This is a genomic window from Pseudoalteromonas sp. NZS71, from assembly GCF_015864715.1.
In the GTDB taxonomy this organism is placed as follows: Bacteria; Pseudomonadota; Gammaproteobacteria; order Enterobacterales; family Alteromonadaceae; genus Pseudoalteromonas; species Pseudoalteromonas arctica.
The window spans coordinates 1-9,673 of sequence record NZ_JADYWS010000053.1; the positions used below are offsets into that span (position 1 = coordinate 1).

Sequence of the window (9,673 nt, forward strand, 5' to 3'; positions counted from 1 at the left end):
CAGTAGTGAAACGAAACAGCGCCGATGATAGTGTAGCATTTGCTATGTGAAAGTAGGACATTACCAGGCTTCAAATTGTAGAAAGCCCGGATCTAACGATTCGGGCTTTTTTACGTCTACAGAAAAGTAAAATACGCACAATTAACACACTTTCACATCAACACCTAACATCTAACACCTATCACGTAGCGCAGCGACTCCCGACGCTAGAATCACAACAAAATCCCTTAATATCTCAGTCGGCTAATAAATTGGCATTTGCTACGTGACTTTCTACTGCGTAGCGCACCGACTTCACATTGTAGCGAGCCCGGATCTAACGATTCGGGCTTTTTACGTTTGCAGAATAGTGAAATATGAGTAACTAACATTACGCACTCGATTTCTCTCCAATTTATCTAAATGTACAAGTCGAGTAGAATAGCTCCTTACTTCAGTACTAAAGTTTATAACCAAATCTAAAGACTATTTAAAATAGTCCGTAAGCTTGAGTTTCTTCACTTTCAGATTATTCTAGTTGTGTTGGTTTAAATATTACGCTTGGATCAATTAATACACTGTGCTTTTGTGAAAGCTTGATTAATCCTCGCATCATATTTTTAGTTTGTGGGTCTAGATCAAAACCAACCTCAGTGAGCTTATCTAGTGGTTTAATGTCTTCTTTTTTATAGTCGATATTATCTTCGACTTTATCTACCAATAACCCTACGTGTGGGTTTAAGCCGTCTTTAGTGGTAAAAACAATAATAGGTTTATAGTCTAAGGTTATTTGCTCTTTAGCTGATTCGAATAAACGCTCTAGCTGAATTAGGTTACTACGCTTAATTTTTTCGAGCAGAGTTGATACTTGTTTATAATCGCTTTGATTATGAGCTGATATAGCTTCTTTTAACGTTTCTAGCAATGATTGGAAAGGTTCGTTAAGTCGAGACATTGTTAGTTTTAAGTCTTCATTATCGGTGTTGAACTCTTTGTAAAACAGAACAAAATCTTGTAGTTCTGCATCATTGCTTGAAATAGAAGCCGAGCTATTTAGCAAGGTACTTTGAAGGGTATTGAACCAGTTTAATAGTTTTTCTTGCCATGTTCTTAGTTGTTTTAGTACATGCGCATTACTTTGTTCGGTTGAGATATTATTTAAAATAATACCTAAATCAAACACAGGCGTTGGTATATCCATATAATCTTTAACACCAATAAAGCTTTTATTATTGTTGGGTAAAGTTGTTAGATTATTGTCAAAGCGCTCTGTTAATAAAATATCGAGTATTTTAAGTGAAATTGTTTTGCAGCCCACTTTAAAGTTTATTAATTCCATGCCTTTATCTTAATTTACCTGTTAATGTTTTAAGGATAGAACAAATTAAATAAATAGCTTAAAGATGGATAAGATTTAATAGAGATAGGTAACTAGGAGTTATTAGATGGCACTAGTGAGGTTTTTTATGGCACGTTTAAATTGATTCTCAAGCTGCTTTTTTCCTAATAAACCTAAGTGTTGAATCACTTTTTCATTACATTCATTTTGCAGCACTAACTTTATTAAAAGTTGTTTATCAGACTCTGTTAATTGAGACATACAAGAAGGAGACTGATTCACTACCTGCCAGAGAGTCGCAGAGATATTAAATTGAGTGAAGTTACTGTTTACGAGCAAGGCTAATCGTTCGCGAGTCTCGGGGCTTACTAACTCATCGCTAAATCCTTCAATTAAAATACTTACAAGTTGCCAATCTAGTGTTTTAAAATGTGTTAAAAGAGCATAAAAAAAGTCGTTTTTAAACTGCTTTTTCAAAGGTTGGATAATTGCACTTTTATTGCTTAAGCATTTAACCACAAGCGCTGAATGTTCAGCTGTGCTTTTATCGCGTTGATAACCCAGTTTTACGGTATCAAACCCTTGTTTTTGCCAAAAGTTAAGTAGCTGCGCTGTTGCGCCAAAGCTTGCACCAAACCAACTACATTGGCTTTTTACTTGCGACTCGCAATAGCTAAGTAGCTTTTTACCAAAACCCATATTGTGAGAACTCGGATCAATCGCTATTCGTACAACGCGAGCGCTCAACTGTGTTAAGTAGTCATTATCAAAGCTAAGTTGTGAGAGGGTTTGAGCCATTAAATGACCCTGTGGGCGGCGCTCTCCGCTTATAACCTGTAGAGCAAGTTCTTCACTTAAACCACCTTCTATTGCGATTAAACATACACCAACTAATTGATTGTTAATTTTGCTGATGAATATTCGTTGCGATGGTGCGTCTAGTAGTTGGCGTAAATCGTTTACACTACTTTGATAGTGAGCCAATGCAAGCAGGGCAATAACTTGTTGCAGTAAAGGCTCATTGTTTACAAGGGATTGCTGAGTTATTTCGCTATGAACTGGCTGCTCTAATTGCTCACTATTTAACTCTTTATATTGTGCATCGAGTGCAAGCAAGGTGCGAATGTGCTTCTCGAGGGGATCGTGTTTGGCAAAACGCAGTGGCTCATCAAGCGTTACAACTTTAGAGGCTTTATAGTGCGCTTTTATATAGTTACTAAAGCGAATGGTGTAACCCCTACCATTGCCCTCATACCCAACCAGTGTACTTGCAAATACTATACGAGGGTAATGAGCTAGCATTTTTAGCAATAACGGAACAGGGATCGCGGCAGCTTCATCAATGAGTAATAAATCGCACTCAGGTAATGCATTTAATAACGCGTCAGGTGCAACGTAGTGCAAGTTGGCGAGCTGTTTATGTTCAGCGTTGTATTGAAGGCTTAGCTCGTTGGCTAAATGTTTAAAGCTACTATGGGTCGCTTTAAACTGAGTGCTGCAAATAATTACTTTTTTATCAGTCAATTTTGCGGCAGCTAAGCCAAGTGCTGCCGACTTGCCTCTACCTCTATCAGCATTAATGAGTAAAGGTCTGTTGGCACGGCCATTAGCTACTTTTACTATTTGTTCAACGCAGTTTTGCTGTGGTAGATAATCAATTTTATTATCCGTAACAGAGCTGACGAGATTACTAATACAGCCATTTTGTTCACTAAAATGAAAAGCGGGTAACCGCTTAATAATAGCCGCGAAACGATTATTAAATAAACTGTAGTCAATACTCTGACCGTGTGATTGCACTGTACTTAATGAGGGGTCTTGCCAAAAGGCTAAATCATTTAATTCGGGCAGTAATAAAAACAGTATACCGCCTGCTTTAACGGTGCCGGTAAGTGCTGCAAGTTTATCAGGGTGCAAACCACTAAAACCATTATAAACAGCATGAGCAAATTCTTGCCCTAAAATTTGGTGAGTGCGAGTAGGCCAGTACGAATTTTTAATCGCGCACTGCTTTGATACAACAAGTGTATTGTTTTCATCTATTAATGAGTTAAGTAATTCATAACACCAAGCAGGGCTGCCGGTAATCAACACTAGCTGACGATGATACGCGCCAGCTAGTTGTTGTTCTAACTCATTTAGGTGAGATTTATACAGCTTGTAATCGTGCATAGGCCGTTACTAACCATTTACTGCCAAGGTCGTCAAAGTTAACTTGTACGCGAGATTGCGCGCCACTGCCTTCGTAATTAAGTACGGTACCAACACCAAACTTAGCATGCAAAACTCGTTGCCCTAAGTTAAAACCACTATCTTCAAATGCGGCATGGCTAACTGATGCGCTAAAACGCCCGGCGGCAGGTGGACGAGAAACCTGTGTTTTAATACGGATTTCTTCTACGCAGTCCTCAGGTATTTCGCGTAAAAAGCGTGATGGGCTATGGTATTTTTCTTGCCCGTATAAGCGGCGACTCTCAGCATGGCTAATGTATAACTTATCCATTGCTCGTGTCATGCCTACATAACAAAGGCGGCGCTCTTCTTCTAAGCGGCCAGACTCTTCGTTACTTTGCTGAGAAGGGAACATGCCCTCTTCTACGCCCACCATAAACACTAACGGAAACTCTAATCCTTTAGCTGAGTGAAGTGTCATCATTTGAACGGCATCTTCGTGCTCTTCTGCTTGTCCTTCACCTGACTCAAGTGATGTATGTGCTAAAAAGCCTTGTAAAGGCGAGCTGTATTCTTCGTCTTCAGGAAGTTCGTACTGGTCACATGCGCTAATTAGCTCTTCTAAGTTTTCTACGCGAGCACGGCCTTTTTCACCTTTTTCAGCTTGGTACATTGCCATTAAGCCTGAGGTTTGAATTGTGTACTTGGCTTGCTCATGCAAAGTTAGATCGCTAATTTTATCTTCTATTTGTTCAACTAGTTCTACAAACTTACTTACTGCACCAGAGGCACGACCAGATAAGTGCTGTTGTTCTACAATTGCTTTTGCGGCATACCAAAGCGGTAACGATTCTGCTCGTGCACAATCTCGTATATGGCTCAATGTTTTATCACCAATACCGCGTGCTGGCGTATTAATTACACGCTCAAACGCGGCATCGTCTTGACGATTACCTACTAGGCGTAAATACGAAAGCGCATCTTTAATTTCTTGTCGTTCGAAGAATCGCATACCACCATAAATACGGTATTTTAAGCCTTCTTGCAGCATGGCCTCCTCGAGTACACGAGATTGCGCGTTACTACGGTATAAAATTGCGGCATCTTGTAGGGCATTACCTGCATTTAACCAGCTTCGTAGTTTGCTACTTACAAAGCGTGCTTCGTCTAACTCATTAAATGCTGCATAAATAGAGATTGGCTCGCCGTCGTTACCGTCGGTCCACAAGCTTTTACCCATACGTTCTGAGTTATTTTGAATTAATGCGTTAGACGCTTTCAAAATAGTCGCTGTTGAGCGGTAGTTTTGTTCAAGACGAATGGTTTCTGCGCTAAAGTCAGTTAAAAAACGTTTAATGTTTTCGATTTTAGCACCACGCCAACCATAAATGCTTTGGTCATCGTCGCCTACAATCATAATGCTGTTAGTATCGCCAGCAAGTAATTTTAACCAAGCATATTGAATGGTATTTGTATCTTGGAACTCGTCTACGAGCATATGCGCAAAGCGTTGCTGATAATGACGCAGTAACGTAGGGTTATTTTTTAACACTTCGTAGCTGCGTAGTAATATTTCAGCAAAATCAACTAGGCCCGCTCTATCACAGGCCTCTTGATAGGCGGCATAAACACGCAGCATCATTTGCTCATTAATATCGTATGCTTGAATATCTTTAGGGCGAAGTGCTTCATCTTTTTTGGCGCTTATGTACCAGCCAAATTGTTTAGCAGGCCATTTTTTATCATCAATATTCATCGACTTTAATAAGCGCTTGATCATCCGAAGCTGATCGTCAGAGTCTAAAATTTGAAAGGCTTCTGGTAAATTAGCTTCACGGTGATGAGCACGTAAAATACGATGCGATAAACCATGGAAAGTACCAATCCACATGCCACCTACAGGCGCTTTTAGTGTTTCTTCAACGCGGCCACGCATTTCTTTAGCGGCTTTATTAGTAAATGTAACTGCAAAAATACTGTAAGCGGAGGCTTGCTCAACTTGCATAAGCCACGCAATACGATGAACTAACACTCGTGTTTTACCAGACCCAGCACCTGCTAATACCAGCATGTTTTGTAGTGGGGCTGCAACGGCATCGCGTTGTTTGTCATTTAAGCCATCGAGTAATTGTGAAACGTCCATCGTTACGCCTTTTTAATCAATATTGTGGGCAGTATAACAGGTGTTTTTGTTAGGCTAAATAAAATACTGTTTTTATAAACAGCTATTTATAAAATAGTGTTCAAAACGAGTAACTTGCTAATTAACTAAGCGAATAAAAAGCGTAAACGCATAACAAAAATTGCTAATTTGACCTAAAGTTAGCAAAATTTACTAACTCTCTAAATCTAGACTAATTTAACTATTTGATTTGTAAGCTTTAATAAATTGGCATAAAGTGTGTAAGTAAATAATTATAAAATCAAATAAATACAGAGGTTAGTATGGCAGATCAGGGTTCTGGCGGTAACGTAATCGCAGCATTATGTAATATATTTTTTCCTGGTTTAGGGCAGTTAGTGCAAGGGCGTATTTTAGCGGCTATATTTTTTGCACTCGCTATTATAATAAGTTACGCACTAATTTATGTGCTTGTAGGCTTTGTACTTGTGCCTATTATCTACTTATGGTCGATCATTGACGCAGCGCGTTATAGATCGCGAAGTTAACGGTTTTAAAGTTGAGTAAAATAGCGCCATGTGGCGCTATTTTACTTTATATGTCCTGTGGTTTACGGGCGTTTACGTATATAATTACGCAATCAAAGATTTACAGGCAAACCCTATGGAATATCAATTTATTCGCGACCCTATTAGTGGGCTACGTATTAAAATAAGCAGTGAACACGCTATTATTGGTCGCTGGCTAAACGAAGAAATAGGCAAAGACAAAGTAGCCATGGTACTAGCGCTTATTGCATCGGTAAGTTCAAGCTATGAGCCGCTAACACTAAAAGGCCAAGAAATAGATTTAATATTAACGAAAGACGAAGCATTATTTGAAGCCCATGCGCTTCATCAAGACAGCGAAGACCTAATAGCGTATCAGGATGACGATTTAGCGCTTGAAGAAAATGGTTTAAGTAGTGGTTGTGGCTTTGAAGATTTCATTGATTTAATTGATTCATGGCATGAGTTTACGACGTCACGATAAACATAATTAGCACACTAATAAAAATATACAGCAATGCACAATCAGCATTTTATCTGTATTATTACACCAACGAAAATTACGCCAACCAAAACGACAGGAATTGATATGTCTGCCAATTTAAACAAGCTAGTAGTGATGCTAGAAATGCAAAACGCCATGAATACTAAAGTACATGAGCAATGGTTTACTCAAGGGTTTGAATGGTACCGCGCTATTTGGGTTGAGTGTGCTGAAATGCTAGATCATCATGGTTGGAAATGGTGGAAAAAACAAACACCAGATACTGAACAAGTTATTTTAGAGTTGGTTGATATTTTTCATTTTGGTCTATCGCTTAGAATTGACGGTGAAACTAGCTACGAAGACTTAGCAAAGCAACTTGAAACTGAGCTTAGTAATGCTCAACAAGCTGATGACTTTAAACAAACACTAGAGATATTAGCGGCGTCTGCTGTTGCTGATAAAACGTTTAATGCAGGTGCCTTTGCCGGCTGTATGGCGCAAATGGGTATGGATATTGATGATTTATATCGCGGCTACGTAGGTAAAAATACGTTAAACTTTTTCCGCCAAGATCACGGTTACAAAGATGGTAGCTATATTAAAGAATGGAACGGGCAAGAAGATAACGAGCATTTAGTTGAAGTAGTTAAAAGCCTTGATACAGAACATGCAGATTTTGCAAAATTAGTATATCAAGGGCTAGAAGCGCGTTACCCAAAAATTTAAGTCACGTAAGTTGAGTTAAATAATCTTACGATAGTCGGTAACACTCAGGTAATCGGCTATTTCGTTATGTGGTTGTTGGCTATCAGGGTTAGCAACTGCAAGTAAGTGCTCAATGCCGTATTCTCGTGCAGCATTCAAAACCGGCACACTGTCATCTACAAACAAAGTGCGCTGCTTATTAAACCCTAAGTCTTTTTGTACTTGGTGCCACAAACTTTGTTGCTCTTTACTTACTCCATATTCATGAGTAGACACTACGCCATCTAGGTAGTTATCAATCGCTGTATGCTCAAATTTAAGCATGACACTCTCAGGGTGGGCGTTGGTAAGTAAAATTAACTCTTTGCCTGCTTTTTTAAGCTCAGTTAAAAAATGAGGTACGTCTTCGCGCATTTTAATTAAATGCTGAGACTCTCGTTTAAGCTCCATTATAGGCAAGCTTAATTGCTGCTCCCAATAATCTAAACAATACCACTGTATTTGACCGCTCACAGCTTGATAGCGTTTTAAAATATCTGCTTTAGCTGCATCTAGGCTAATGCCCCTTGCTAATGCGTGTTGCGCAGGAATAACGTTAAGCCAAAAATGACTGTCGTAATGTAAATCGAGTAATGTTCCATCCATGTCGAGCAAAACGGTATCGATTTTTGACCAATTTAACATAGGAATTTCAACTTATAAGGTTTATTATTGAACTAACTGCCATGATAGCAAATTAACGCCAATGACACAGAAAAAGCACCCAACACCACCACAAATCCTCAGTAACAATGTTGTCGCTAAAAGCCGCCTGTTTACTGTGGAGTCTTTAGAGCTAAAGTTTTCTAATAACGAAGAGCGCCAGTATGAGCGAATTCGCGGCGGTGGCCGGGGAGCCGTGATGATTGTTCCGTTAAGTGCAGACAACGAATTACTACTTGTACGTGAATACTGTGCGGGCACAAACGATTACCAGTTAGGTTTTCCTAAAGGCTTAATCGATCCGGGCGAAACGCCAGAGCAAGCTGCTAACAGAGAGCTTAAAGAAGAAATTGGCTTTGGTGCTGAGTATTTTAAACCATTAAGAACAGTAACAATGGCGCCGAGTTACTTTAATGCCACTATGCATATTTTATTTGCTAAGCAATTATACCCACAAACCCTTATTGGCGACGAACCAGAGCCGCTTGTTGTTGTTAAGTGGCCATTAACTCAGTGGCAGTCATTATTAGACCAAGAAGATTTTACCGAAGCACGCAGTGTTGCAGCTTTGCTATTATTAGATAAGTATTTAGCGTCTGGAGCTGCCGATGAATAAATTAATCGAACCGTGTATTGAATTAGCTGAGCGTGCTGGCGATGCAATTATGGCCATTTATAAAAAAGGCGATATTGGCCAACAAGAGAAATCAGATAATACGCCTGTTACCAAAGCTGACTTAGCAGCAAATGACGTACTGGTTGCTGGATTAAAAGCACTTGCGCCCGATATCCCAATTATGTCGGAAGAAACACCTATACCTGCACTCGCCGACAGACAGGACTGGCAGCGTTATTGGTTGCTCGATCCGATGGATGGTACAGGCGAATTTATTTTAGAAAGTGGCGACTTTGCAGTAAACATTGCATTGATTGAAAATAATCATCCTGTGCTTGGCGTTATTCATTGGCCTGCAAAAGGTGTGACTTATTTTGCTACAGCTAAAAATGGTGCCTTTAAACGTGAAAACTCAATTGATAAGCAAATATCTGTAGCGCCGCCAGAGAGCTTGACGCTTGCAGTGAGCCGCCGCCAAAAAATAGAAGCGGTGAGTCAGTATTTAAATAGTCAGTTTACAACTATTGCTATTGGCTCGTGCTCATTAAAAGCTTGTACTGTTGCAGAAGGCAAAGCAGATTGTTTTTTAAGAATTGGTCCAACGGGAGAGTGGGATACAGGTGCTTCACAAGTTATTGTTGAAGAAGCCGGTGGTTGTATTACCGATGCAGAATTTAACCCGCTAACGTACAACCAACGCGAGAGTACTGAGAACCCTGACTTTATAGTGATGGGACATCCAGACTGGGAATGGCAAAAAATGATTAATCCGCATCAAAGGTTGAGCGCAGAATAGCAATTTGATTGCTTTTTGTTCGGTTGAACAACTTTAATTAGTTTAGGCCTTGCATTAAATGTTTATTCCTATATAGTAGCGCTCTCTTCAAGGCAGGCTCGTAAATATTACGAAAATGTTTTAAAGAAATTACAGGCGCGGGATGGAGCAGTCTGGTAGCTCGTCGGGCTCATAACCCGAAGGTCGTCGGTTCAAATCCGGCTCCCG

The 9,673-nt window shown here is 39.7% G+C and carries 9 protein-coding genes; 5 read left to right on the forward strand and 4 right to left on the reverse strand.

Features of this window, described 5'->3' with window-relative positions; translation table 11 throughout:
- Positions 1-508: 508 nt before the first annotated feature.
- The 3 genes from I6E85_RS20370 to uvrD all read right to left on the reverse strand — a co-directional run bounded on the left by I6E85_RS20370 (position 509) and on the right by uvrD (position 5,633).
- Complete coding sequence (locus I6E85_RS20370; protein ID WP_197237290.1) at positions 509-1,318, reverse strand: chemotaxis protein; 810 nt, start codon at positions 1,316-1,318, stop codon at positions 509-511.
- A 102-nt stretch (positions 1,319-1,420) separates the two neighbouring features.
- Complete coding sequence (locus I6E85_RS20375; protein WP_197237291.1) at positions 1,421-3,490, reverse strand: GNAT family N-acetyltransferase; 2,070 nt, start codon at positions 3,488-3,490, stop codon at positions 1,421-1,423.
- On the reverse strand, positions 3,468-5,633 hold the full coding sequence (uvrD, locus tag I6E85_RS20380; RefSeq protein ID WP_007586555.1) for a DNA helicase II: 2,166 nt from the start codon (positions 5,631-5,633) through the stop codon (positions 3,468-3,470). Before uvrD ends, I6E85_RS20375 begins: the two co-directional genes overlap by 23 nt.
- A gap of 302 nt (positions 5,634-5,935) precedes the next feature.
- Here uvrD and I6E85_RS20385 point away from each other — a divergent pair, with 302 nt between their 5' ends.
- The 3 genes from I6E85_RS20385 to I6E85_RS20395 all read left to right on the forward strand — a co-directional run bounded on the left by I6E85_RS20385 (position 5,936) and on the right by I6E85_RS20395 (position 7,373).
- Positions 5,936-6,160: a hypothetical protein gene (locus I6E85_RS20385; RefSeq protein ID WP_002963009.1), complete on the forward strand. Its 225-nt coding sequence runs from the start codon at positions 5,936-5,938 to the stop codon at positions 6,158-6,160.
- Positions 6,161-6,275: 115 nt separating this feature from the next.
- Positions 6,276-6,644: a YacL family protein gene (locus I6E85_RS20390; protein ID WP_024590551.1), complete on the forward strand. Its 369-nt coding sequence runs from the start codon at positions 6,276-6,278 to the stop codon at positions 6,642-6,644.
- Positions 6,645-6,749: 105 nt separating this feature from the next.
- Positions 6,750-7,373, forward strand: coding sequence for a dUTP diphosphatase (locus I6E85_RS20395; protein WP_007586550.1), 624 nt, complete (start codon positions 6,750-6,752; stop codon positions 7,371-7,373).
- Between the two features lie 15 nt (positions 7,374-7,388).
- On the opposite strand, the gene yrfG is transcribed toward I6E85_RS20395, so the two are convergent.
- The gene (gene yrfG, locus I6E85_RS20400) at positions 7,389-8,036 is read right to left on the reverse strand and encodes a GMP/IMP nucleotidase (protein ID WP_007378908.1); all 648 of its coding nucleotides are present in this window, start codon (positions 8,034-8,036) and stop codon (positions 7,389-7,391) included.
- A 61-nt stretch (positions 8,037-8,097) separates the two neighbouring features.
- On the opposite strand from yrfG, the gene nudE reads away from it, so the two are divergent.
- The gene (nudE, locus tag I6E85_RS20405) at positions 8,098-8,670 is read left to right on the forward strand and encodes an ADP compounds hydrolase NudE (RefSeq protein ID WP_007586548.1); all 573 of its coding nucleotides are present in this window, start codon (positions 8,098-8,100) and stop codon (positions 8,668-8,670) included.
- On the forward strand, positions 8,663-9,466 hold the full coding sequence (cysQ, locus tag I6E85_RS20410; protein WP_002963016.1) for a 3'(2'),5'-bisphosphate nucleotidase CysQ: 804 nt from the start codon (positions 8,663-8,665) through the stop codon (positions 9,464-9,466). The genes nudE and cysQ overlap by 8 nt, the downstream gene beginning before the upstream one ends.
- Positions 9,467-9,673: the final 207 nt, after the last annotated feature.